General features: G+C 58.0%; 20 protein-coding genes. 10 read left to right on the forward strand and 10 right to left on the reverse strand.

The window, feature by feature from the left end; translation table 11 throughout:
- Positions 1-6: 6 nt before the first annotated feature.
- Complete coding sequence (locus HRF49_10085; protein ID MEP0814999.1) at positions 7-1329, reverse strand: hypothetical protein; 1323 nt, start codon at positions 1327-1329, stop codon at positions 7-9.
- 252 nt (positions 1330-1581) lie between these two features.
- On the opposite strand from HRF49_10085, the gene HRF49_10090 reads away from it, so the two are divergent.
- Both HRF49_10090 and HRF49_10095 read left to right on the forward strand, forming a co-directional pair.
- The gene (locus HRF49_10090) at positions 1582-2670 is read left to right on the forward strand and encodes an Mrp/NBP35 family ATP-binding protein (protein MEP0815000.1); all 1089 of its coding nucleotides are present in this window, start codon (positions 1582-1584) and stop codon (positions 2668-2670) included.
- A gap of 113 nt (positions 2671-2783) precedes the next feature.
- A complete protein-coding gene (locus tag HRF49_10095; GenBank protein ID MEP0815001.1) occupies positions 2784-3887 on the forward strand; it encodes an aminopeptidase in 1104 nt (367 codons plus the stop codon).
- Positions 3888-3921: 34 nt separating this feature from the next.
- Here the strand turns inward: HRF49_10095 and HRF49_10100 are convergent, their stop codons facing one another.
- The 5 genes from HRF49_10100 to HRF49_10120 form a co-directional block, all read right to left on the reverse strand.
- Complete coding sequence (locus HRF49_10100; GenBank protein MEP0815002.1) at positions 3922-4596, reverse strand: cysteine hydrolase; 675 nt, start codon at positions 4594-4596, stop codon at positions 3922-3924.
- An 85-nt stretch (positions 4597-4681) separates the two neighbouring features.
- Positions 4682-5833 (reverse strand): flagellar assembly protein T N-terminal domain-containing protein, encoded by a 1152-nt coding sequence (locus HRF49_10105; protein ID MEP0815003.1) that lies wholly within the window; start codon positions 5831-5833, stop codon positions 4682-4684.
- Between the two features lie 74 nt (positions 5834-5907).
- Entirely contained in the window at positions 5908-6891 is a 984-nt protein-coding gene (locus HRF49_10110; protein MEP0815004.1) for a hypothetical protein, read from the reverse strand.
- A gap of 224 nt (positions 6892-7115) precedes the next feature.
- Positions 7116-9326 (reverse strand): carboxypeptidase regulatory-like domain-containing protein, encoded by a 2211-nt coding sequence (locus tag HRF49_10115; GenBank protein ID MEP0815005.1) that lies wholly within the window; start codon positions 9324-9326, stop codon positions 7116-7118.
- 188 nt (positions 9327-9514) lie between these two features.
- The gene (locus HRF49_10120) at positions 9515-9934 is read right to left on the reverse strand and encodes a YbjN domain-containing protein (GenBank protein MEP0815006.1); all 420 of its coding nucleotides are present in this window, start codon (positions 9932-9934) and stop codon (positions 9515-9517) included.
- A 235-nt stretch (positions 9935-10169) separates the two neighbouring features.
- On the opposite strand from HRF49_10120, the gene HRF49_10125 reads away from it, so the two are divergent.
- The gene (locus HRF49_10125; GenBank protein ID MEP0815007.1) at positions 10170-11309 is read left to right on the forward strand and encodes a thiamine pyrophosphate-dependent dehydrogenase E1 component subunit alpha; all 1140 of its coding nucleotides are present in this window, start codon (positions 10170-10172) and stop codon (positions 11307-11309) included.
- A gap of 44 nt (positions 11310-11353) precedes the next feature.
- On the opposite strand, the gene HRF49_10130 is transcribed toward HRF49_10125, so the two are convergent.
- The 3 genes from HRF49_10130 to HRF49_10140 form a co-directional block, all read right to left on the reverse strand.
- Positions 11354-14068 (reverse strand): PAS domain S-box protein, encoded by a 2715-nt coding sequence (locus HRF49_10130; GenBank protein ID MEP0815008.1) that lies wholly within the window; start codon positions 14066-14068, stop codon positions 11354-11356.
- 125 nt (positions 14069-14193) lie between these two features.
- Positions 14194-15330: an isocitrate/isopropylmalate dehydrogenase family protein gene (locus HRF49_10135; protein MEP0815009.1), complete on the reverse strand. Its 1137-nt coding sequence runs from the start codon at positions 15328-15330 to the stop codon at positions 14194-14196.
- 87 nt (positions 15331-15417) lie between these two features.
- Positions 15418-15810, reverse strand: coding sequence for a hypothetical protein (locus HRF49_10140; GenBank protein ID MEP0815010.1), 393 nt, complete (start codon positions 15808-15810; stop codon positions 15418-15420).
- A 171-nt stretch (positions 15811-15981) separates the two neighbouring features.
- On the opposite strand from HRF49_10140, the gene HRF49_10145 reads away from it, so the two are divergent.
- Together HRF49_10145 and HRF49_10150 are read left to right on the forward strand one after the other, a co-directional pair.
- Positions 15982-16845: a 3-hydroxyacyl-CoA dehydrogenase family protein gene (locus HRF49_10145; protein ID MEP0815011.1), complete on the forward strand. Its 864-nt coding sequence runs from the start codon at positions 15982-15984 to the stop codon at positions 16843-16845.
- Between the two features lie 47 nt (positions 16846-16892).
- Positions 16893-19553, forward strand: a complete 2661-nt coding sequence (locus HRF49_10150; GenBank protein ID MEP0815012.1) for a hypothetical protein — start codon at positions 16893-16895, stop codon at positions 19551-19553.
- Between the two features lie 124 nt (positions 19554-19677).
- On the opposite strand, the gene HRF49_10155 is transcribed toward HRF49_10150, so the two are convergent.
- A complete protein-coding gene (locus tag HRF49_10155; protein ID MEP0815013.1) occupies positions 19678-20259 on the reverse strand; it encodes a TlpA family protein disulfide reductase in 582 nt (193 codons plus the stop codon).
- 122 nt (positions 20260-20381) lie between these two features.
- Between HRF49_10155 and HRF49_10160 the strand changes: the two genes are divergently transcribed.
- From HRF49_10160 to pruA, 5 genes are all read left to right on the forward strand, one after another.
- Entirely contained in the window at positions 20382-21182 is an 801-nt protein-coding gene (locus tag HRF49_10160; protein MEP0815014.1) for an enoyl-CoA hydratase/isomerase family protein, read from the forward strand.
- A gap of 151 nt (positions 21183-21333) precedes the next feature.
- Complete coding sequence (locus HRF49_10165) at positions 21334-22293, forward strand: hypothetical protein (protein ID MEP0815015.1); 960 nt, start codon at positions 21334-21336, stop codon at positions 22291-22293.
- Positions 22294-22437: 144 nt separating this feature from the next.
- Positions 22438-23766 carry an aminotransferase class III-fold pyridoxal phosphate-dependent enzyme gene (locus HRF49_10170; protein MEP0815016.1) on the forward strand — a complete coding sequence of 443 codons (1329 nt, stop codon included), beginning with the start codon at positions 22438-22440 and terminating at the stop codon, positions 23764-23766.
- Positions 23767-23877: 111 nt separating this feature from the next.
- Entirely contained in the window at positions 23878-24108 is a 231-nt protein-coding gene (locus HRF49_10175) for a hypothetical protein (protein ID MEP0815017.1), read from the forward strand.
- A 141-nt stretch (positions 24109-24249) separates the two neighbouring features.
- Complete coding sequence (pruA, locus tag HRF49_10180) at positions 24250-25884, forward strand: L-glutamate gamma-semialdehyde dehydrogenase (protein ID MEP0815018.1); 1635 nt, start codon at positions 24250-24252, stop codon at positions 25882-25884.
- The last annotated feature ends 373 nt before the right edge of the window (positions 25885-26257 follow it).

Below are 26257 nucleotides of genomic sequence, written 5' to 3' on the forward strand. Positions count from 1 at the left end.
GCCCCTTCAACCTCCGCTGTCGCATTGGTTCTTGTCGGCTTCGCCGAGCATCTTCAGGATTTCCTCGGCCTGCCGGCCGGCTTGCTCTTTTAGCTGCTGAGAGGCGCCGCCTTGTTGGGTTTTCGAGTCGGCGGACTTCACGCTTTCCTTCAATTCGGCGATTTTGGATAGCGATATCGAGCCGTCGGATTCGAACTGGCTTTTCATTTCGGACAGCGCGGCTTGCATCGCCTCGCCTTCCTTGCCCTGCCCCGCCTTCTGGAGCGACTGGCAGTATTCGCCAAGCTTCTGCTCCAGCTTTTCGAGTAATTGGCTCATCGCCTCGCGAAGTTCTTTTTCCTTTTGCAGGTTTTCTTCGAGCTTTTTCAGCGCGCGCTCAAGCGCTTCCCTGTCGAACGATTCGGGCAGATTTTTCGCTTCGGCAAGCGTTTGCTTCAGGCTTTCAAACATCTTTTCGAACTGGGCAAGCTCGGCATCCGACATTTTTCCGGCTTCGAGTGCGGCCTTGAGCGATTCGAGTTCTTCGCCCAATTCACTCTTTTCACCGCTCTTCATCGCTTCGGCCAGACGGCTGTTTGCCCCGTGCTCAAGGAGCTTTTTGCCGAGGCTGGACAAAAACTCGCTTTCCGCGCGGAAATTATCCGTTTCCTTGGCGGCCTGAAGCTCGTCCTTTAGCGAGTTTAGATTTTCCAGCGCCTTGCCCTTCTCGATCTTGCCGAATTCGAATTTCTTTCCGAGTTTTTCTAGCTCCGCGGACAGCTCGCGTTCCTTGGACAGCTCGACCTTTCGCGCCTGCTTTTCAAGTTCGCGGGCGAGGCGCACCAGGCGCTTGCCCGCCTCTTGCACCTGCTTGCGCTCGGCTTCCTTGGCCGGATTTTCCAACCATCCCAAATAGGGCACGAATAAAACCATAATCGTCAGCGCGGCCGACGCGCCGGAGAGCCGCCAGGATTTGGGGAACTTCCACGGATATACGCGAGACGGAACCGCGCGCGCGCTTTTTTCCTCCGCGTCCGCGACGAGCGACGCGACCATCGGATCTGACGCTGCTTCCTTTTCCAGCAATATGGCGCTTGTGAGCCTGTCCTTGAGGTCAAGCGCGCGGTCCGCGTCCTGTGTGCACTCCGTCAGCCGGACGCGGCGCAAAAGCCCGCGGTATGCAAACCATCCCGCCGCAAGCGCGGCGCCGAGTATTGACGCTATCAAAACGGAATCGAACGGCCATACGCGCAGCTTGGCGATGAAAATTCCCAAAAGCACCGGCACGAAGCCGAGTCCGGCCGCTTCGCCCGCCGCGACAAGGAGGATGTGCAGCTTCTTCTTCCGCATAAGGCCAAGCGCCGTTTTTCTGAGCACGCTTGCACGGGTTTTTTTGTTGAGCGCCATCGCTTGATTATACCTGTCCAAAAGGCGGAATAGCGCGCATACCGCGCTCCGCGCGTTTGATGGACTCATCAATGCGGCGAAAAGTTCGATTCCGTTCAAGCGATGCGCTATAGGACATTCCGCGCGGGCATGTGATATTAAACTTGGCCGGCCCGTCGCGTTGAATATGGCGGGAACCCGCAACAAGGAGAGAAAATGCCGCAACCCAAAATTACGGAAGAACAGGTGCTCGCCGCTCTGGCGAAAGTGATTGATCCCGATTTGCACCGGGATATCGTTTCGCTCGGATTCATCGAAAACCTGCAAATATCGGGCAACAACGACGTCTCGCTTACCATCGTGCTCACAACCCCCGCCTGTCCGATGAAAGACCGGATGAAAAACGAAGCTATGGAACACCTGCGCGCGATTCCGGGAATCGGCAGGATCGAAATCACGATGGACGCGAAAGTCGTCAAGCGCGACGCGAAAATAACGCCGCAAAACCTTTTGCCGCAGGTGGGGAACAGCCTCGCCATCGCTTCAGGCAAAGGTGGAGTGGGCAAAAGCACCGTCGCGGCGAATATGGCCGTGGCTCTGGCGAAGGACGGCGCAACGGTCGGCCTGCTCGACGCGGATATCTACGGTCCGAGCATCCCGATAATGATGGGAGTGCAAGGCCACAGGCCGCGGATATCGAGCGAGAAGAAAATCCTGCCGATCGAAGTTTTCGGCGTCAAGCTGATGAGCATCGGATTCCTTATCGATCCCGACCAAGCTGTTATCTGGCGCGGGCCTATGGTCGGCGCCGCGGTCAAGCAATTTCTGTCGGACGTCGAATGGGGCGAGCTTGACTATCTTGTAATCGACCTGCCTCCCGGAACCGGCGACGCGCAGCTCACGCTGGTCCAAAATCTCGAAGTGACCGGCGCGGTGATCGTTACCACACCTCAGAAAGTCGCTCACAGCGTCGCGGCGAAGGGCATTTCGCTGTTTCGAAAGATGAACGTACCGGTGCTGGGAATCATCGAAAATATGTCGTACTACGTCTGCCCCGACTGCGGCAAGGAAGACGACATTTTCGGGCGCGGAGGAGGGCGCGAGATCGCGGAATACCACGATGTTCCGTTTCTCGGCGAGATTCCGATAAACGGCACGTTGCGCAAGGCGTCGGACGAAGGGCTGCCGGAAGTCGCGCGCGATCCCGATAGCGCGATAAGCAGCAGCTTTTTTGAAGTATCGCGCAATCTCGCGGCGAACGTGTCGAAGCACCTTTTCGAATCGGGCGGCGCGGCCGCTCGATAAACCGCGCGGAGTCAAGGCGGCTCGCGGAGTTTTTCCGTTATGGCATTTGCATTGCCACGCCGGCGGCGGGCTGATAAACTGCGCCGGTTTTATGTCAATTTCCGGAGTACTTGATGTCCGACTTGCGAGTTGAACGGCTGGCCGACCTGTTGATCAACTACAGCCTGAAAGTGAAAAAAAACGACCTGGTTGTCATTGCCGGATCGGTGATTGCGGAGCCGCTGATTAAGGAAGCAATGAAAGCGGTTATGGCGCGCGGCGCGCATCCGACGACGCGCCTGGCATTCGAATGGCAGGATGAATTGTTCTTCCAGATGGCGGCCGACCACCAGCTTTCATTCACCAATCCGTTTGTGCTGCACCAAATGGAAAAGATGGACAAGTTTCTGGGCGTATGGGCGGGAGAAAACTCGAAAAAGCTCACGACCGTCGATCCGGCGAAAATCGCGAAAGTTAGCCAAGCGCGCCGCCCGATAAGCGACATTTTCAGCGAACGCGACGCGTCCGGGTCGCTGCAATGGGTCGGCACGATTTACCCCGCGGCGGGCGAGGCGCAGGATGCCGAGATGGGAACCGAGGAATGGGCGGACTTCTGTTATTCCGCCTGCCTGTGCGACAAGCCCAATCCGGCAAAGCGCTGGAAAGAAGTGCGCGACCACCAGAAAGAAATGGTCAAATTCCTCGAAAAGGCGAAGATATTCAGAATCCAGGCCGAGGGAACGGACTTGACGCTCGACTGCACCGGCCGCAGGTGGATCAACTGCTGCGGCGAAAAGAACATGCCCGACGGCGAAGTTTTCACCGCGCCGATCGAAACCGCGACGACCGGCAAAATCCGCTACACCGTTCCGACGGTATACGGCGGGCGCGAGGTGAACGACATCGAGCTTACTTTCAAAGCCGGCAAAGTCGTCAAGAACAAAGCCGCGAAAGGCGGGGAGATACTTTCCGCGATGATCGAGCAGGACGCGGGCGCGAAAATCCTTGGCGAGTTCGCGATCGGGACGAACTTCGGAATCAAGAACTACACCAAGAACATCCTGTTCGACGAGAAGATCGGCGGAACGGTGCATTTGGCGCTCGGCCGCTGCTACAAGGAGTGCGGCGGCACGAACGAAAGCGCGCTGCACTGGGACATGATCTGCGATTTAAGGCAGGGCGGAACGCTGACCGCGGACGGAAAGAAAATTCTCGTTGACGGGAAGATCCTGATTTAGCCGCGATCGCCTTACGCCGACAACGGAACCGATGCTATCCGGCCGCGGCGGCGGCTGGCTTCATCTGCTCAATATTCTCCGCGGCCTTGTTGACGTACGCGAAACCGAACGCGAGATTCAAAAGCGATGCGACGTGCATCTCCTCCGTCACGCTTCCAGTCGCGTCCGCGGGGAAGAACACGCGATAATCGCGGTAATACGCGTCGCGCGCGGTGGACTCGCAGCACATGTTCGTCATTATTCCGGTGACTACAATATCGGTTACGCCCAGGCAACGCAGCACCGTTTCGAGGTCCGTGTTGTAAAACGCCGAATAGCGATGCTTGGCGACAACCTTTTCGCCCGGCAGCGGCGCTATCCGCTCGTGCACTTCGCTTTCCGGCGTGCCCTCCCAACATTTGCCGGGCCACCACCAGTCCATTATCCCCAAGTCGGAGCCGTCCGGATTGTGGACGTGGCGCGTGTAAATGACCGGGCGCGAAGCGGCGCGGAACGCTCCAATCAACGCGGCGATGTTTTCAAGCACCGCCAGCCCGCCGCATGTAAAGGTCGGGGATGCGGGATCGAGAAAAAACTTCTGCATGTCGATTACGAGCAACGCAGCCGTGTCCCGCCGCAACTTCATTTCATGCGTGTTGAACGGCGCGATCTGCGCAAGCCAGCGGTCGGTCGCCCCGGGAAGCGATTCGGAAGTCACGTACGGATTCATGCGATTTGGTTCCTCGTCCGCAATATGCGGCAAGTCCGCCCCTTCGTTTAATTAAGGAGCGGACTTGCCGAAAATTTATGCTAACTCAACTTACGGACAGATCAAGGCTCGAATCGGTGAAACCCTTCACCCGGAATGTCTGGCCGGAACTGGTTTTTCCGTCAATCAATCCAGCCACGTTTATCGCCTTGAACTTGTGCATCAAATCGAAGGTCAGCACGCCGCCGTTGAACTGCTCGCCCGTTATCTTGACGAAGCCGTCCGTGCTCTGAAGCAGAGCCGTAATCGCGGCCAAGGTGGAAAAGCTCGCGTTGTTTACGGTCACGCGGTAACGGTAGCCGTCAACGGAAGCCGCTCCCCAGAACTTCGGAACCTCGACGTTAACGTCCTTTCCGATGACCTGCCCGGCCATCACCATCGCGTTGTTTGCGGACATCGTCTCGCTGTTCGCGGGCTTGCCCGTCACTTGGTAATTCTTTGCGAAGATGACGCGTGCGGTATTGGCGTTGACGACCTTGAGCTGGACTACCGCGTCGTAGGTGCCCATAAAGCCGGGAAGGTTGTATTCGCGGCTCATATCGGTATTAAGCTGCGCCTGCGCGCTTCCAACGATAAATGTGTCCGCGCCGAACTGATTGGCCAACGCGACGGCGGCGCCGAGGTCGCCCTTCAACGCCTGATCAACCGCACCCTTTGCGGCGACCGCATCCATTTGCTGGCGATCAACGATAATGAAGTTCTTGATTAGCTGAGCCATTAGCTCCGTTTCAAGAGTCGCGGCGGAAAAAGGCGTACCGGACGTTTTCTCGTCGATGAAGAGCATAACTTTGTGATCGTCGAGGATGTCCAAATCGGACAAGTTTTCCAAGATGATATCGAGGAACACGTCCGCTTCGATATTGATGTGGTATTCCTGGCCGCGCACGCCTTCCGAAATTATCTTCAGGTTGCCCAGGAATCCCTGACTGCGCGAAAGGAACTGCTCGTTCAAATTGCCCATCGCGTCGATTTCGCTCTGGGTTTTGACGTAAACGCCCGCACCAGCCTCGACGGCCTTTCGCTTGGCGTCTTCCATCGCCAAGTTGCGCGCAAGGCTCGTGTTGCCGCCTTCAATGAAACTCACGCCCTCCACGCTGACATGCTTGACGCGGATTTGGTCGGCCTGCGCGAACACCATTCCCGCGGCGACAATCAACGCGAATAGCGCGAACGATATTGCCTTAGTTGATTTGAACATGGCTTCCCCCGCCGAAAGTTATCGGCCGTGAATGAAAAGGAGGGGCGCCGGCGCGCCCCTCCTTGATTTGGAGACTAGTAAATGAACACAACCTTGAGGCGGGACAGGAAATCGTACTGCCTCGTCGCGTCGATGATCCGCTGCGCGTCGGCAGCGCTGATCACGATGTCAGCGTCGAAACTGCCGGACTTCTGAATTCCCTTTACAATAAGAGGATTTGTACCGGCGCGGGCGTTGGCCTTCGCCTGATCCATCGTGCGCGCATACGCGACAATGCCGTAGTCAATCACGGTTTCAGAGTCGCACTTGATGAAGCCGTACACGTTCTTGCCCGCGGGGTCGAGAACGTTCGGACTCATCGCCGGAAACACGTTAAGCCCGGAGCCGTCCACGATAAGTCCCGTGTATGGGCCGGCGGTAGTAACCGCGGGCGGCGGCTCTACCGGCGTTCCGGCGGGGACGAATGGCTTCACCATCGTGTCGCTGGTCGTGATCTGGGCGCTGAAGGACGCGCTCGTATAGATGCTAGTGGCCGCGAGCGGCTCCTGCTTGCTGGCAACGTACGGCAGAACCGCGGCCGCGTAGCTCGTTCCCTGGCCGTAAAGCTTGGCAATAGCCTTTACTTTGACTTCGTATTGGCCGGGGTCGCTTGCTCCGTTGTCCTTGTAATCCTCGTAAGTGATACCGTCAATGAAGCCCTCGCTGTGGCTCACGAAATACTCGTGAAGCTCGGCGTCTTCAATCACGCTCTCGCTGACTACGTTGATGCCTTTGACCTTTTCAAGCAACTTCTGCTGCGCATTCAACTCGGCCATACGCATGGCCTTGTTCCGCATGATCGCGGGAGTCGCGTTCAAAAAGTTGGACGGAACGTAGCCGTAGCCGTACACCACGATGTCATGCGTACCCCAGTCGACATAGTTTTCCTTGTCGCCGAAGAACTGCACGGTCGTGTTCGCCTGAAAGTTCACGCTGACGTTTTGTGCGCTTGCGGCACCGCTCCAAACTGAAGCGACCGCCGCGAACAAAAGCGTCAGAACGATCCCCTTGCACTTCATACTTTCCTCCTTACCACCAAGATGACGGTACTAGTATACCAGATTTCCGCGTTCTTGACGCGGTTTCTTGAAAAACCAAAGTTATCAATTTACCTACCACCCGCAAATCGAAAACAAAAGGGCGGCAGGCCGTACAGCCCGCCGCCCCAAATTCAAAGATTCCTCTCCCTTCAACGAAGAATAGCGTTTTCAACTCCGCCTTTGACTTCCCCGGATGGAAGCGACTAAAGCGGAATCGGAGGCTCGGTCGGCTCGCCCGGTGGCGTTTCACCGCCGTCCGGCTCGTCCTCTCCGCCTCCCGTGGGAGGCCCCGGATTGCCCGGGACGGCAATGCCGCCCCAGCCGCCGCCCATCGGACCTCCGATGGGCCACATGTAAAACTCCATCTGCGGGAAGCCCGGATCGACCCAGAACCTTGTATAAAGGTTTTGGTAGCCCTCTGCGACGATGTCGATTGCATAGTCGGTCGGGACAAGGTTCATCGTAAACACTCCGTCGCCGTCCGTCACCGAGTCATCCCAATACTGGTTGTCTCCCGAAACGACATACAGCCTCGCCCCTTCGACAGGCTCGCCCGTCGTTCCATCAAGCACGGTTCCCGTGAAGAAGACGGTATCCACTTGGGGCGGCGTGTATTTTTCGAGCGAAAAGCTTATGCCGAGCACGTGGTCTTCGCTGATTACGACTTCAACCGTTTCCGCGCGATAGCCGACCGCGTATGCTCCCACAATCCATACACCGACCGGAATGTTGTCGATGCGGTAGTGCCCCGAAGAGTCCGTAAAAGTAAACGGATCCTGGTTGGGCTGGACGCAGTTGATGAGAACGTCGGGAAGCGGATTGCCGTCCTCGTCGGTCACGTCTCCCTCGACGCTCCCGACAGGAACTTCCTCCAAAACGATGTCCACCGTGGTCGAGCCGTCTTCGGCGATTTCAGCGTTGCCACTGAACGGAAGGTGGCGGTAGGCGTTGGCGAACACGATGTACGGCCCGGCCGCGATGCCGTCAATGGTGAAGTCGCCATTCTCGTCAGATTGAACCGAGTAATACCCGACGAAATAGTCCGGCGGCATCGGCTCGGCCTGGCTGGATTCGCGCTGCTGCCTTTGCTCGTACAGGTACTTCATCATCAAGGGATTGTCGAATCCGTTGTTGCCGCCCTGTTCGCCCGCAGTCGGCGCCGGCGCTCCCATCGCCGCGCCTCCGCCCGATTCTGCAGCCGCATCAGTGGCTGTTTCCACCCAATCGCGCATCGCGGGCTCCGTGCCGTCCGCCAAAGGCATAATCCATCCTCCGCCCCCGCCGTATTCGCCTTGGTAAACGAACTCGATCCACGCGCCCGCAACCGGTTCGCCCTCTCCGTCGACCGCCGTTCCCGACACGGTCGTGAGAACAAGCGGATCAATCGCGAGATCTATCGTGATTTCGCTTTCGGCACCGCTTAAGTCCTGCCAAGTGCTCTTGGGCATGTAGCCTTCCGCATTGACCGTGATGTACGCGGAATAGCCGACCGCATCGTCCTCGAATGAGTAGTGGCCCGCCGAATCCGTGTAGGTTTCCTGGTAGCTGGGGAAATAGGGCATGATCATCGCGTCGTCGGCCTGCGCGGGCTCCCGGCCGCCGGTGCCGCCCGGCGCGGCGCCGCCGCCATCGCCGCCCGAATCAATCGTGCCCGGCATCGGCTTGTCGCTCGCGTCTTCCCAAAGTATTCCGGTATCCACCGTCATCGTGACAAGCGCGCCTTCGATCGGCGAGCCGGTCTTGCTGTCGGTAACCGTACCCGAAACGGCTATCCCGTCCGGCGGCTTTGGCGGTCCGATGGGCGAAAGGTAAACGTCCTGGTAGCTTTCGCCCCCGCCCTGAACTTCAACCGTTACGACGTTGGGATTGAACTCGTCCTTCCAAGCCAGCAGCAGCCATATCCCCGCCGGAAGATTGAATTCGTACTCGCCCGCTCCTGAAGACTCCGTATAGAAAAGCCCGCCTTCGTGCGCAAAAGCGATCAGTAGTACGTCCGAAACGGGCGTGCCTGTTGATTGATTGTAAACAGTTCCTTTGACCAACCCCTGCTCGCCGCCAGCTGCGGAAAACCTGATTTCCACCGAAGGATTGTCCGCCGGCACGAACAGGCTGTCGCTGAATACCACTCCGCCCTTGCCCACTCCGAGCCTGTACTGCCTGTCGGCGCCCAGCTCGAATTTGCCGCGCGGGACGGTAAACGAACCGTTCGCCGAAGTAACGATTCCCGTCGGACGGCCGTCCAATAGTATTGAAAGACCTGGCACGGGATTGCCAAACGAGTCGGTAACGACTCCGTTAACGTCGCGTTCAATCGGAGGGGGCGGTTGGATTATTGGATCCTTGCCGCCGCCGCCGCACGAAAGCGCAACGACCAAAACGGTAAACGCCAATAGCAAAGCAAAAAATCTGTGCATGGCATGCTCCGATAAGCTTGATTGAGTCAAATTGAGACGCTCAAAGTATACCCTTTCAAAATTCCGTGGCAAAGTCCCGATTCGGCACTTTTTCAAGGGTACCACTTCCGGGCACTGCGGTCGGCGCAGAACAACGGCCTGCGGTACAGGCAAGCCTCGAATGTTCGCATCGGTATCCGCCCGAGGCTTCAGGCTTTTTTTGACGCGGCGGCCCGGCCGTCCGCGACGCGCCTCCCGCCGAACATCGCCTGCAGTTCGTCATCCGCGCTGTCCGCGGCCTTGACCAAAAGCCGCAGGGCTTCCGCGAAATGCCCGGATGCCCCTTGTGCCGCCGGCATGGTGTATGACAGCGTGACGCATCCGTCTTCAAGTGCAAACGCGCCCAGTTTGAGCCTGGCATTCCGTTTGAGCAGCTCTTTCATCAAATGCTGCCCTACACGCGGTTCCATCAGCACCGGACATTCTATGTTGACGAACGCGTTTTCTCCTTCGTCGTCCGGCGTAATAACAACAGCAGTGCTTCCCGTGGCGAACATGAACGAGCCGTCCCGTCTAGTTGGGTCTATGCCCATGTCAGAAAGCCAGCTTTCGATTAGATTTGAAACCATTTTGCGCACAACCTTCGAACTGAAAGCGCGGGATTGTAACACGGCGAACCAGGAGTCCCCCGTGCACCGGCAAAACCGCAAACAGCCATGCCGCGATTTTATCAACAAAAATGCGGTTTTTCCTTTGCGTAGCGGGTATTTAACGCGGTTTATCCGGGGACGCTTGAATTGAATCCGGATTTACTATAATGGCTTTTTGTTTTGACGCCGGCCCGTCCGGCTTGGGGATGCGTGAATGGCCAAAAAAGATTCCGCCGCCTCGGTGGTGGCGAACAAACCTGACGTGATAGCGGGCGCGCCGAATGGAACCACGGCGACGCTCGCCAATCCACACCGGCAATTTATTCCCGGCGCGCCAAGGAGCAAGTTCGCGGCGAAGGATTTCACGCGGGAAGAGCGCGCGGATATTGAAAAGATTTACCGTTATATCCGGCTGACGCGCGAGACCGACGACAGATTGCGAAAGCTTTTCCGGCAGGGCAAGTTCTACGGGACATACTTCGCGGCAGTCGGAATGGAAGCGACGGTCGTCGTGCCCGCGTTCTTTTGCGAGCCGATGGATTTCGTCGGCATCACGCACCGCGAGCTTGGATGCTTCCTGACCAAGGGAATGCCGCTTCGTATGGTTTTCGCGCAGATATTCAGCCGGGAATGCTCCGAAGAGCAGGCCAAAACCCCGCCGTTCTTCTGGGGCTGGACGCCTGCGCGAATCCTTCGCCACAGCTCCGTGCTCGCAAGCCAGATACCGCTTTCGGTCGGAGCGGCGCTGGCCTACAAAATGCAGGGAGTCGGCGGCGCGGCTTTATGTTATTTCGGGGAGGGTTCGGCGGCCAAGGGTGATTTTCACGAGTCGCTCAACTTTGCCGGCGTGCACAAGCTCCCGATTGTTTTCGTTTGCATCAACAATTGGTACGCGGAAAGCCTGCCCATAAATCTAAGCACTCCCGTCGAGGATATAAGCATCCGTGCGAAAGGTTACGGATTCGAGGGCGTACGTGTTGACGGCAACGACACTCCGCTGCTCTACAAAACATTCAAGGAAGCGTTCCGGCGCGCGCGCGCGGGCGAAGGCCCGACGCTGGTGCAATGCGACACCTACCGCTGGTACGGCCACAGCGAAATCGATCCGGCAACATACCGACCGTCCGAAGAAGTGGAAAAATGGATTCGCGAAGATCCGGTTTTGCGAATTGAACGCTGGCTGCTTCGCCAGGATTGGATGAACGAGCGCGACTTCGAGCGCATCAAAGAAGAATGCCTGGCGGAAATAGACGAGGCGATCGAATGGGCGCTTTCGAAAAACGAACCGGACGCCGAAGTTTGCCTGACCGGGCTGTACGCGGAGTCCGACGGGGAATACTTGAATAAAGAATAATCCTGCCGCATCTCGTATAAATTCCGGCCTGGATTGACGGGCGGTCACGCCCCGCTGTCCGAACTGCTTCCGCGCGAATCGTCAATCATCTCCCGCACTTTTCTTAAAAGCACACTGGGGCTGTAAGGCTTCGTGATTATTTGCGCGCCGGGGAAATCCAGATAACGCCGCTGCTCGGCGTCCTTCGCGTACCCGGTCGCGAACAACACCGAAACGTCCGGATCCACCTCCCGAATACACTCGTACGCCGCTGCGCCGCCCAAATTCGGCATCACAATGTCCATCACCACAAGATCAATCTTGCCCTTGTTCTCGCTGAAGGTGCGCACTGCCTCCATTCCGTCCAGCGCGGTTATCACATTGTAGCCCGAGTTCTCCAGCACCCGTTTTGCGAGCGCGCGCACGATGTCCTCGTCCTCGACCAATAGTATCGTTTCTTTCCCCCGGGGGCCGGAGAGCTCCTCCTCCGAAAATTTAACCGGCGGTTCATGTTTAATCGAAGGGAAGTAAACATCGAACCTCGTGCCGTTGCCGGGCTCGCTTTCGACTTCGATCCAGCCGTTGTGCTGTTTTACCAGCCCGTAAACCGAAGCCAAGCCAAGCCCCGTGCCCTTCCCGACTTCCTTCGTAGTGAAAAAAGGTTCGAAAATGTGTTCGACAACATCCGGCGGCATTCCGGATCCAGTGTCGGAAACGCTCAACTTCACTCCGGCACCGGGCGTCAGCCCGGGCCGTTTTTCGCAAAATCCTTTTGTTAACTCAAAATTCGAAGTCTTTATCGTGAATTCGCCGCCTGCCGCCATCGCGTCGCGCGAATTGGCCGCGAAGTTAATAAGAATCTGCTCCATTTGCATCGGATCAGCTTTAATCGCCGCCAAGTCCGGCGCCAGAACAAATCTCAAGGTGATGTGCTCTCCCAACAACTTTTCAATCAATTTTTCCATTTCGGTTATGACGGAATTTAAATTGACCGCGACCTGCTGGGAAGGCTGCATCCTTGAAAACGCAAGCAACTTGCTGGTTAATTCCGAAGCGCGCATTATGGCTTTCCTGATTTCCAAAACGTCCGATCTGACGGTTTGTTCAAGACCGGGCGTTTCCAAAATCAAATCGGCGTAACCCAGCATACCGGTAAGAATGTTGTTGAAGTCGTGGGCGACTCCTCCCGCGAGCGTACCTATGGCCTCGATCTTTTGTGTGTTGCTGAGCTGCTCCTGGAGCTTTCTTTGTTCGGTAATATCCGAAATATAGCCGCGCAGCTGAAACAGATTTCCGTCCTTGTCAAAGGAGCCAATCACGTTTTCGATAACGTGCATTATTGTGCCGTCGCGGCGCTTCAGGTTGGATTCGAAAGCTTCGATCCTGACTTGGCTGCGAATTGTTTCAATAAAATTGATTCGATCGACAGGATTTATGTAAACATCGGACATATTCGCATTCAGCGCGTCGGACCTGCTGCCGAAGCCGAACATCTTGACGAAGGCGGGATTGCAGTCCAACACCTTGCCGTCGGGCGTGGAAATGTAAACGCCGCTTAAATCGTCCTCGAAAAATTTGCGGTATCGCTCCTCGCTTTCGCGCAACGCGTCTTCCGCGCGTTTCTTTTCGGTAATGTCCCTCTGCGTGCCCCAGCATCGGACGAGAAAACCATTTTCGGACACCCAGACGACATTGTTCAGGAAAATGCGTTCATTTCCATTGGCGTCCAGCTCGTGCGATTCGAGGTCCGTTATCCCGAATCCGTTCGAAACGTTGCGCCCAAGCACGCTTAGCCCTTCTTCATAGCTCGTGAAGAAATCCCGCATTCTTTTGCCGGCTAATTCCGCGGCATGTTCGTAACCGTACATGCGGGCCATCGCGTCGTTGCACTCGGCCAGATAACCTCGCTCAAGCATGAGGCGCGCTATTTCTTCATTGGGAAGATTGACCGGAATCGGCGAATCGAGTTCGAAGCGCCAAATCCCCTCGGTGCTTTGCTGGATGAAATTCCTGTACCTTTCTTCGCTCTTGCGAAGCTCCTTTTCAGCGCGCCTTATTTCTGTGACGTCGCGCGCAACCGCAAGCGAGCCTTCAAAGTCGCCGCTCTCGGAAGTTATTGGGCTTGAAGTGATTAAAATAAACTTTTCAGAACCACTCAAAGTTTTCACTCTAATTTCATATGTACTTTGACCGCCCGCCTGGCGTATCCGCCAATTATTTTGAACAATTTCAAGCTGGTCGGGCGGAACCAAGCTCATAAGATCTTTTCCGGTCAGGTCTTGCTCGGCGATTTCCCTGAACGCGGGATTTGTGAATGTGCAAATGCAATTCCTATCAATAACAAGTATTCCGTCGTGCAGGTTCTCGACCAAAAATCTGTATTTTTCTTCGCTTTCGCGAAGCGCGCGGTCGGCGCGCTGTATTGAAAGAAATATCGGGCCGATCCATCTTAAGCCGTAGGACGCAAGGAATGTGACGGAAAGGATAAGTATGTCAGCAACGAAATGCCAAGCGAATTCAGGTGCGTTGATTATGTGGGAATGAAGGTCAACCAATCTCAGCGCTGCGCCCACGATGCATGCGAAACACAGCAGCACCCAGGCGCGCCTTCTGTTGGTAACTTTGATGAGCTTGAATGCCGACCATGCGGCATCCACCAGGAAGAAAACCGAGCCAAGAACCAAAAGCGACTCGATCAAGTGGGCAGCGGACACAAACGGGCCGACAAGGACGGCATTTTTTTCGAGGACGAGCGATAACACGGCAGGAAGCGCGTTCATGCCGGTGAAACCTGCTCCGATTGTAATACAAGGATGCATGCGGTTGCAGTCGAATCGCTTCCGCGAATTATACTTGAAAATCCGTCCATCCAAAGCAAATGCGCCCGTGGGCGGATTTGCCGCGCTCAGGCCGAAGCGGTCTTTCCGCAGCGGTCCGCGACCGCCCGTGCGACATCCAGCGTGCCGTCGGTCCCTCCCATATCGTATGTGCGCACCCGCCCGTCCGAAATGACGCCCGCAATCGCGTTTTCCAGCCGTTTTGAAAGCCCGTCCTCGCCCAGCCAGTCGAGCATCAGCTTGACCGAAAGCAGCATCGCCATTGGATTTACCTTGTATTGCCCCGCGTACTTGGGAGCGCTTCCGTGCGTCGGCTCGAAAACCGCGAACTTCTCGCCGATGTTCCCGCTCGCCGCGAATCCCAAGCCCCCTACAAGCTGCGCGCACAGGTCGCTGATAATGTCGCCGAACATGTTGCTTGCGACAAGCACCCCGTAATCGCGGGGATTCTTGACCAGCCACATGCACATCGCGTCGATATTCGTTTCCCAAAGCTCGATTTCGGGAAACTCTTTGGCCACCGAGCGCGCGGCCTCTATGAAAAGCCCGCTTGTTTCACGCAAAACGTTCGGTTTTTCCACAACCGTAACCGATTTGTAACCGTTGGCAGCCGCATATTCGAACGCGGCTTTGCAAATTCTTTCCGAAGCTTTGCGGGTCACAATCCGCAGGCTCACCGCCATCCCGTCCGGAGGAACCATCGCGAATTTTTTCATCGCCGGACTTGTGTCCAGCATGGCGGCAAGCACATTCGGCGGTAGCGGCCGGTACTCCACGCCCGCATATAGGTCTTCGGTGTTCTCGCGGAAAACCACGAGGTCGATGCCGTCTTTGTAGTTCAGCGGATTGCCTGGATACGCCTTGCAAGGCCGGAGGTTGACGGCCAGATCGAATTCCTGACGCAGCCTGACTATTGGGCTTTTGTACGACAGCCCTTTACCCCGAAGGTGTTCAGAAAGCTCCTTATCGGCGGCATCCTTTGGCTTGCTCGTAATCGCGCCGAAAAGCGCGCAATCGCAAGTCTTGAGCAGCTCGATCGTACGGTCGGGAAGCGGATTGCCCTCTTTTATCCAAAACTCCCAACCGATGTCCGCTTTCGGATACTCGGCGTCAAGCCCCAGCGTGTCGAGAACGATTCTCGCCGCGTCCATAACGTCGTTGCCGATGCCGTCTCCCGGCATCCACGCGATCCTGTACTTCGCCATGCTCCCTTGCTCCTTCCAAAGCACTTCGGGGCGAACAAGACCGGCCCGATGCAAAGGGATTGTTGAAATAGAGATACCATTAAGAAGTTAGCCGGCTTCGGGCTGCATGTCGGAATAAAGCAAATCCATTTCTTCGGTGCGCTCGCTGTCGGCCATTCCGGCTTCGCCTTTGCGTAGCCTGGTTTTCATCCTCTGGCGCAGCTGTTCCTGGACGGCCGGATCGCCGCCAAGCTCGCCCAGTCCTTTTCCGCGCCCCGGAAGCATCCCGGCGCCCAGACCTGTGAAATCCCCGACCACGTCCACCATCATCCGCGCAAGCTCCCGCTCACGCTTGGCCAGGGCGATTGCCCTGTTGGCGTATTCCCTGATTTCTAGAAGCGCGATTGCAAAACCGGCGCCGACGATGATGCCCGCGCCAAGCGCGATGGCGAAAAATCCCGCGCCGCCGAAACCGAATTTAACTGCTTTTTTTCGGGACATGTAACCTCCGAAGCCGCCGAGATTATATCAGAATTCCTTCTTGGGGAATCGCGGTTATGGTTTTTATGGCAATGAGATTCATGCCGCGAGCATAAATACCGCAATCGGCTGGCCGATGAGTCAGACATTATTGATATAATCCGTCCACTTTTCGGTAGCCGGAGGCTGGCGATGGAGCAAGGCAAGGTAGCGGTTCTTGGATTCGGCACGATGGGGAGCGAAATCGCGCTCCTGGCCGCGCTCGCCGGATACGAAGTGTTTGGTTTCGATCCGTTTCCGCAGGCCTTCGACCGCCAGATGCCGCACCTCGAAGCCCATATTTCCAGGCAAAAGCGTCTTTCCGATGAGGAAAAAGCCGCGGCGCTTGCCCGGCTGAAAACGACGTCGAACCTTTCAGACATCCGCGGCGCGGAATTCGTGATCGAAGCGTCGCTCGAGCTGAAGGAAATAAAGGAAGGACTTCTGGCGTCTCTATCCGAATATCTGGATGAAAAGGCGATCCTCGCCACCAACACTTCCAGCATGTCCATTTCCGGTCTGGCGTCGGTTTACCAGTATCCCAATCGGTTTTTGGGGATGCACTTCTTCAATCCCGCGCTCACCATGACGCTGGTTGAAGTGGTCCCCGGAACTCTTACCGATCCTGATGTGGTGGATTCGGCGGTCGCGTTTTGCGAGAAGATCGGCAAGACTCCCATCCGCGTAAAAGAAACCCCGGGCTTCGTGGTCAACCGGGTGCTTATCGCGCTTATGTTCGAGGCGATGTCGCTGCTGGATGAAGGAATCGCCACCGTCGAGGACATTGACATTGCGATGCGCCGCGGCGCCGGTTTTCCTCTCGGCCCGTTCAAACTTGCGGATCTTGTCGGCCTCGACGTGCTTCTGCACGCGGGCGAGGTGCTTTATTCGGAGCTTGGTCATCCCAAGTTCAAGCCGCCCTACTCTCTTAAGTGCATGGTGGCAAGCGGGCTGCTCGGCAGAAAGAGCGGAAGAGGTTTTTACGATTACTCCAAGGAATCCGAACAACAAGCTTGACTGCTTTGGCCGGGCAATTGTTTAATTAATCAAAACGGAGACAGTTGATGAAGACCAGGAGAATTTTGATTGTTGCGGCGGCTGTCCTTGCGGCTGTTCTTGTTTGCACCACATCCAACGCGCAGTTCGGCGATCTTCTGGGCGGGCTGCCCAAACTGCCCGGTCTCGATATCGGCATGAACGACGATCCGCCGATCACGACCAGCTTCGACGACGCGGTCACGTCGGTTCCTTACCTCGACGATTACAAGCCGGCCCGCGTCTTCCCCGTCTGCGAAATGCCCGAAGGACCCGGCGGAAAATACTTGGTCCAGCCGGGCGTATACAGGATGCAAATTTGGAGCTATTGCCTGCACGCGGGAACGCACGGCCCGGGCCGAGGAGAGGGCTACCTGCTCGCCCCGCTCAAGGGCAAGCGCGCGAAAATAATTCAAGCGATACTCGACCGCTCGGTCGATCATCCCGAAATCGAGCAGCATGACATCCAGATTTTGATATGGGCGATTCTTGCGCGGACAAAGCTGACCGAGATGAATCACGAAATGCAAGCCGTCGCCGCGAAGCTTCTCACCGAAAAGGAGCTGCTGGAGCTGCAAGGCGGCGTTTTGGGCTTGGTCCCGCCCGAGCTATGGAACAAGGCATTCGGCAATCTCCCCCCGGGAGTGCGCGAAATTTACGAGGCAGAGGCCAGACTGCGCCAGACGCTCACATCGGGATATTCCAGCTATTCCGAACTGGAAGCAATCGCGGTGCTCGCGGGAGATCCGCAAGGGGACAAAGGGCCGGAGATTCCCCGCGGCAGGTGGTCTGTGCATCCGGACGGTTATTTCATCCGATTTTTCCCGCATGGCTATTCCGACATGCACATGGAAATGATGTGCCCGCAAAAATGCGACGTCGCCCGGGATTCCAAGGGGAGGATTTACGATGTCCTAAATGAAAACGGGGACAGAATTGAAATAGAATACGACGACTCCATCGCGCCGCTTGCGTTCAAGGGCACGAAAGACGCTGCGGGCCATGCCATCAAATCGGTAAGGTTGTTCAGGTCGCACGTAAGGCCGGCCGCCGAGTGGACCAAACCCGGATGGACGATCGTCGGTAATCCCGGAAAAAGCGCGCCGGGCAGCGGAGCGGCTTACCCGGATGCGGCTGCATATGCGAAATTCGCATCCCAATTCGGCGGCGAGCTGGATTCGCTTCTTAAAACCGCTCCGAAAGGGAGCAGCATTTCCAAGGAAATTCGCGCGGATATGTACGACCTCGCGATGCTAGGTTACGCGGTGCGCAAAATCACCGGATACATCGCGCCCGATATTTCTGTGCACGAGGAGTTTCCGCCGGCCGCCGAAGGATTCGACGAAATCGCGTTTCGATCGAACATGCCAGTTCCCGCGGAACTTAAAAACGCGAATCCGGGGGGGGATCCTGCCGATGTATCCGTAAGGCTGCTTTGCGACGCATTGTCGGACAGGATTTTGAGAGTGCTCACTCCGACCACATATGTGGGGATGCAGGCATCGCTTTCTTACGAAAAGCCTGCTTTGCACGAAATAGAGTCGGTTGCCGCAAGCAACAGCGCAAACGGCGCCAATCGCACGCCATGGCCGGCGTTCGAAAACGCGCTGGGCGTGAATTCGAGTAAACCACATTACCTGTCAGGAGGGTTTTCCATCGCGGGATTCCCGAACTTCGAAGCCGCGAGATCGGCTCTTCGCCAAGGCGTCGTGGCCGCGACCGGTCGGTCGGAGTTCGGCGGGGGGGGGGTTGCCGCTCCCGCGAACCGCGGCAGGCAGCGGCTTGCGCTGAGTCCGCGCGAAAAGCCCAATTCCGGCGGCCGCAGACGGGGGCTGCCGGAATACGATCCAAACCGGCCGCGCAGGCCGGATCAGCAACCCGAGGAACCGCGGGATTCGCCCGGCAAGGACGGCTTCGACAAGCTGCGCAAAGTGCTCGACTGGTTCGGCTACGGCAACAATGCGGCGGATCTTGCAACCAGCGGCGTAAAAGGATTCGCAGCGAACCAGATCGGAATGGGCATCCCCAATTACGGGATGGGCAAAATTGTGGATTTCAACGTCAACACGTGGGAAAAGGCGTCGAACGCGCTTGCGGGCGACCCTCCCGATCCGGACTACAAGCGGATTGCGAAACCGGAAGAATTTGATTTTCCCAAACTGACTGCCGCGGACGGATGCTCGCAGGAGCGCGCGGACGCCATCAACGCGTACCTGCAGGCCAGCCTGGCCGCGGTTGCGCACGCGCGCGCGGCTTCCCAGTCGCTCGACCGGCATGGCGGCGCGGTGCTTGCAAAAGACGCGGACTGGATTTACAAGCAGCGCGACGCCATCCTGCACTACAAGCACCTGGCGGGAGTACATTACCTGGACGCGGCCGACAAGCTGGATGCACTCATCGCCGTTCTCCGCTCGGAAGGCGTGGCCGCCCTCACCGTGACGCCGGATGCGATGCGCAAATATCAGAATAGATTGCGAAGCGAGGGCTGGACGCAGTTCGAAAAGGACGCGATGAAAAAGCTGGGCTACTCGGATGCGGAAATGGCGGAGCTGCTGGAGCTGCGCGTATCCGTTTCCCCGGAGGAAGCATCGGGCGAACTTCTCGCCCGCTCCGAATGGCTTGCTTGGGCGCTTCGTGAGGTGGGCGCGTACCTTGCCGACCTGCCATACGCGGAACTGCCCGCGGAGTAGTTCCGGTTAACGACCAAATCGTGGCCATTGCCGATCCGCCATTTGGCGGAATGCCGGATTGCGCGACCGCGGCAAATCGCGTCTCACGACGGTGCTTCGAATGCGTAAATCGACCGCGCGATGCCTACTCCACGATTCTGTTCGGCCTGGAATGCGCTCCGCCGTAGGACTGGCGGTCGGCGTTGATCGCTTCCTGTACGTCGTTCATAAAGTTCTTGTCGAAGCCGTATATCGTCGCGATTATATAGCCGCGCTTGTTGAAAATATAACAGGCTGGTATTCCTTTTTTCTCCAACAGGTACGGCTCGTTGGTGTCCCGCGCCAGCGGATCGTGCAGAATTTCGAATGCGTACTTTTCCGCGATGGCGACCTTAAGCGGATCTTCCGCGCGCGCGTCCAGCGCAACGGTCAACAGCTTCACGTCCTTTATTTCCTTCTCCGTCAGCAGGTCGTCGTACATCGCGACATAAGGCATCGCGAAATCGCACAGCGGGCAGCGCGCGCTCCAAAAGACGAGCACCACGTAATTCTTTTTAATCAGGCTTCCAAGACGCACTTTCGACACGCCGTCGAGCGACTTGAGTGTGAAATCGTAATTTTTGAACTCGGGCGAGATTTCATCCTGCTGCGCGCGGACGGGCGGCTGATACGCGAAAAGCGCGGTTAGCGCGACGGCGGCCGCCGCGATCCATGCGCCATGTTTCAAGTGAGTCCGCACCGCGGTTATTATAGACAAATTCCTGCGGTTTTTGTTCGCACGCCGGAACGGCGCGCGCGGTTGACTAATCGGCGCCTGTGCTACCATGCGGGCTTCAGATGGAGGCTCAAATGGCCCAGCTTGAGTTCGAGCGTTTCTTCAAGGTCCGGATGGATTCCGACTGCGGCATCCTCACCCTCACGATCGACAAGGAGGGCGACAAGTACAACACGTTCGGCCCCGACCTCGTCGGCTGCCTCAAGGCGCTTCTGGAAAGCTACTACGAGAACGAGACCATCCGCGCGCTGATCCTGACCGGCAGCGGCAAGGTTTTTTCGACCGGCGCCGACATCCGCGGCCAGTTCCCCAGCCTCGACCCGCACGGCGCCCGGCATTTCAGCTACATCGGCCAGCGCGTCTTCCAGATGTTCGAAGCTGCGCCGTTCATAACGTGCGCGGCGATAAACGGCTTCGCGCTGGGCGGCGGGCTTGAAATCGCGATGGCCTGCGACTTCCGCACGGCCAGCACCCGCGCAAGACTCGGCCTGCCCGAGATCAACCTCGGAGTGATGCCCGGATGGGGCGGCACCCAGCGCCTGCCCCGCCTCGTGGGACGGCAGAAGGCGCTGGAGATGATCCTCTCCGGCGAGCCTGTCACTCCCCAGGAGGCGAAGGAGCTGGGCCTCGTGTGCCGGGTTTTCGAGCCCGAGGAGCTTTTGCCCGGCACGATGAAGTTCCTCGCCCAGTTCACGAAGAAGAGCCGCACGGCGATTGCGGTGGCCAAGCGGGCGGTCGTGCGGGGCCTCACGCTGTCGATAGACGACGGACTGGATCTCGAAAGCGAGCTGTTCGGACTGCTGTGGGCGTCGCCCGACCGGGAGGAAGGCGTCCGGGCGTTTATGGAAAACAGGAAACCGGAATTTAAAAAGTAGGGGCGATGGGAGGCCCGGCGTCCCGCCGGGAAACAATTTCCTCACGCCCGTTGCAGGGGCGCACTGCGTGCGCCCGTGATGAGTGAAGCGTGAAGAGGGAAGAGGGAAATGCAGGGGCGGCTGGCAGCCGCCCCTACTATAATCTCCCACGGTGGCCACGTACTATATCTTCGGGAAGGACGACCTACTCATCCGCGAGCGCGTCGAGGAATGCCTCGGCCGGGCGGATGCGGCGCGCCACTTCGCCGAGGAGCTGAAGCTAGCCGGCGTGATCGAGCTGCTCGTCTCCCGCGATCTTTTTTCGCTGGAGGAGTACCACTGGGTGGACAATGTATCCGCGCTCTCGTTCGTGAAGGGCGATTCAGAAGCCCTGGAAAACGCGATAAAGTCCTCGCCGCCCAACAAGTTCATCGCGTTCACGCAGAACACCAACTGGAAGGACTACCGCAAGGCGAAGGACTACGAGCGCAGCGCGATTCACAAGGCGCTGGACGGCGCGGCGTCCCAGGTGCACGACCTCACGCGGGAGACCTATCCCGACCGGATGGGCGCATGGACGCGGGCGCGGGCCGCGCGTTTCGGGCTGGTGCTGGGCGAAGCGGGCGCGGAATACCTGGCGGAGGCATGCGCATACCTGCCGCAGCTCGTCGAGAAGGAGCTCGAAAAGCTGTCGCTTTTGAAGGCGAGCGAAAAGCCGCAGGCGGTGCCGGACAGGATGCTCCGGGAGCAGGTGGCGCCGGTGCCGACGGAGCGCGTGTTCTCTTATTTGGACGCGCTGTTCGAGCGGCGCAGCCTTGCGGTGCACCTGCTGCGCCAGATAATCGAGGCGGGGGGAGCGGGGGTACAGGTGCTCTCGCTGGTGCACGGGCGCCTGGAGCTTCTGGCGGCGTGCGCGGCGCTGGGCCGGGGCGGGATGTTCAAGCTGCCCGAAGTGATGCGGATGCACAAGTCGGCACGGGACAGGTTCGCCGCGCAATTGGGCGGATGGCGGCAGGAGCAGATATCGCGTGCCATGGAACTTGTCGGCGAAACCGATTTCCGCTTGAAATCGAGCGGAGCGGATGAGTATGATGTGATGGCCGCATTCACGATGGAGGTGATGAACCTGTGAGCCGCAAATTGAGCAGGCCGGTGCGCGTCCGCGAAGAATGGCGGACGCTATTGTTCATCATCCTGGCCTCCAACCACCCCGACGAACGCAAGAGTGCGGCGCGGTAGTCCGTTCGATTTATTTGCGTTCGTATGGAGGTGCGAAATGTATTTGAGCTTGAAAAACGACCTGACCGCGGAAGAGCGCGAACGATTGATCGCGGAAACGGTCGAGAACTACAACGAGTATCTTAATCCCGCTTTTCTGGGAATGAAAAAAAGCGCGTCGGCGAAGGAAGTGGAATGGGCTGCCGAGGGCGCGCTGATGTTCGACGTGCACGGCAAGAGCTTCATAGACTGCCTGGCCGGATACGGCGTGTTCGTCCTGGGGCACAGGCCGAAGCCCGTGATGGACGCGGTGATGGCGGTCTACGCGCGGATGGGGCTGTACAGCCAGGAGCTTCTGAATCCGCTGCAGGGCGAGCTTGCGAAAAAGCTGGCCGAAATAACGCCGGGAGACATCAAGTACACCTACTTTCACAGCGGCGGCGCGGAGTCCAACGACGCCGCGATTAAACTTGCGCGGTTGTACCACCGCGAGGTGCGCGGCGAAGAGCGGTGCGTGCACGTCACGTTCACCAATTCGTTCCACGGAAAGACGATGGGCGCGCTGTCGGGGACGAACCGCGGCGCGATACGCGACAAGTTCCAGCCGCTCGTTCCGGGGCTCGGCGAGGAAGGTACGGTCGCGCGCTACGGCGATCTTGAGGATCTCGAACGCGTGATGAAGGCGAACGCGGGGAAAGTGGCCAGCGTGATCGTCGAGGCCGTGCAGGGGGAGGGGGGGATAAACGTGCCGGGCGACGATTTCATGCCGGGCGTGCGCAAGCTCTGCGACGAGCACGGGGCGCTTTTGCACGTGGACGAGGTGCAGAGCGGGTTCTGCAGAAGCGGCGCGATGTTCTGCTGCGAGCACACGGGCGTGAAACCGGACATTATCGTGATGGCCAAGGCGATGAGCGGCGGGGTGTTTCCGATAAGCGCAGTCAGCGGCACGCGCGAGGTGTGGCAGGCGATTTTCGGCAACCCGTGGTACTTCACGAACACTTTCGCCGGAAGCGCGCCGGCGTGCGCGGCCGCGCTTGCCGCGATAGACATGATGGAGCGCGAGGACGTGGCGCGCCAGTCGCGTCAGAAGGGCGAGAGCTTCAAGAACAATCTTTGGGAAATCGCCCGGGAGTTCCCCGACGAGATCGCGGATGTGCGCGGCCTCGGGCTGTGGATCGGCGTGGAATTCCGGGAAGCCGACACAGGATTTGCAGTTTCCAAAGGTTTGTTTGAGCGCGACGTCCTTGTCGCGCACACGATAAACAACCCGAAGGTGATGCGGCTCCAGCCGCCGGTCGTGATCGGCTGCGACCTGCTTGACAAGGTGGTGGACCGGTTCCGCGACACGCTCAAGCACGTGCATGGCCATACGCACGCCGCAGTGTAGATTGCGAATATCGGGCGGGCGGGAAGGCGATTCCGCTCCGCCCGGGATTTGATTTCAGGTACAATCCTTTGAACATCACCACTCCATTTGAAATTGTGGCGATATTAGAAGGTGATTGAAATATCCTTAGACGATCTGCCTTGCTTAAAATTGAAGCATCTGGGCGCCCAGATGCTGCAGGAAAAGCTCTCGAAGATGACCGAGACCGAGCAGCGCGCGTTCCGGGAGAAGGCAAACACCGAATTCGTCAAAAAAAAACGAAGCGGCAAGAAAGGCTTACCTCAAGAAGCAGAAATCCAAGAAGAAGCATCCAGAGGCATAGCCATTTCCCGTCGGCTATAAACGCGTATCGGAAAGAACTTCTTTCCCCTCTAACTTCCCGCGTTCGCTTTCGCGCAAGCGGCGCGGCGCTCCGCCGGTGGGCAATCCCTGTGCTAGGATACGAGAAGGGCGCGGCCCCTGCCCGCCCGCATGGAGGATAGTATGACGCACGGAGTTTTCAACGTACCTAGGCCTGTAAACGAACCTGTCAAGAGCTACGCGCCGGGAAGCCCGGAGCGCGCGTCGCTGAAGGCGCGGCTCGACGCTATGTGGAAGGAAGAGGTCGAGGTCCCGCTCATCATCGGCGGCAAGGAAGTCCGCACCGGCGACGTTGCGGATATCGTTTGCCCGCACGAGCATGCGCATCTGCTCGGCCGCTACCACCGCGCGGGCGCGGCCGAAGTCGAGGCCGCGATACAGGCATCGCGCGAAGCGTGGGCGGACTGGAGCGAGACGCCGTGGCACATGCGCGCGAGCGTTTTCCTCAAGATGGCGGAGCTTCTGGCCGGGCCGTGGCGCGACACGCTGAACGCGGCGACGATGCTCGGCCAGAGCAAGAACGTTTTCCAGGCGGAGATCGACTCCGCGTGCGAGCTTGTGGATTTCTGGCGGTTCAACCCGTACTACGCGCAGGCGATTTACAGCGAGCAGCCGCCCGTTTCCCCGACGGGGATGTGGAACTACGTCGAGCAGCGCCCGCTGGAGGGATTCGTCTTCGCGGTGACGCCGTTCAACTTCACGAGCATCGCAGGCAACCTGCCGACCTCGCCCGCGCTGATGGGCAACACGGTTTTGTGGAAGCCGGCCAGCAGCTCGATACTATCGGGATACTATCTGATGAAGCTTTTCGAGGCGGCGGGGCTGCCGCCGGGAGTGATAAATTTCATCCCCGGAAGCGGCGGTAAGGTGGGCAATCCGGTGATGGCGTCGCCCGACCTCGCGGGCGTGCACTTCACCGGAAGCACCAGCGTTTTCCAGCAGATGTGGAAGACGATCGGCGTCAACATCACAAGCTACAAGGCGTACCCGCGCATCGTGGGCGAGACGGGCGGGAAGGATTTCGTCTTCGCGCACGCGTCCGCGGACGTCGAAGCGCTCGCGGTCGCGCTCGTGCGGGGCGCGTTCGAATACCAGGGCCAGAAGTGCAGCGCCGCCAGCCGCGCGTACATCCCCGAATCGCTCTGGCCGAAGCTGCGCGACCTGATGGGCGACATGCTCGGTGAAATAAAGATGGGGCCGGTCACCGACTTCCGCAATTTCGTGAACGCGGTGATCGACCGCGCGGCGTTCGACGGGCATAAGGATTACATCGAGTTCGCGAAAAAATCGAACGACGCGGAAATAATTTTCGGCGGGAATTGCGACGACTCGCTGGGGTACTTCGTCCAGCCGACGGTTATACTCGCCAAAACGCACGATTTCAGGACGATGTGCGAGGAAATCTTCGGCCCGGTGCTGACGATCCACGTGTACAAGGACGGCGAGTACGAGGACGCGCTGCGGCTGTGCGACACGACGTCGCCGTACGCGCTCACGGGCGCGGTATTCGCGCAGGACAGGTACGCGATAGGCGTCGCTTACGAGGCGCTGCGGCACGCGGCGGGGAATTTCTACATCAACGACAAGCCGACGGGCGCGGTCGTGGGACAGCAGCCGTTCGGCGGCGGGCGCGCCAGCGGCACGAACGACAAGGCGGGCAGCGCGATAAACCTGCTCAAGTGGGTCTCGCCGCGCACCGTGAAGGAGAATTTCGTCCCGCCGAAGGACTACAGGTATCCGTTCATGGGAGAACAATAAGGAGAATGCAAATACACATGGCCTTGTTTCATAATACAGGATTCAGAGACTTATTTTTTGCGTTTTCTGGCAGTGCAAGCTTGCCATTGTTTGAGCGAACACAACAAGCGGTTAATAATCCAAGGGCTCACATTAGGCCATTTAACAGGAACAATGGCACGTTACATTGTAGCTTTTGGCGATTAACCCACGCAATATTGAAAACCGATTGTATCAGACGCTATACTCCGCTTCAACTAAACATTGCTTCAATAGGTTTTGTGTTACAGCATTCCCGGATTCAAAAATGAAGTGCAACACTTTCGGGGTTAGGGAAGTGTAGCAGTTCCTCGTAAATGGCCTCTGCCGGGGAGTTCCAGCGGAGCAGCTTGAG

The sequence above is a fragment of the bacterium genome, from assembly GCA_039961635.1.
In the GTDB taxonomy this organism is placed as follows: Bacteria; 4484-113; 4484-113; order JAGGVC01; family JAGGVC01; genus JABRWB01.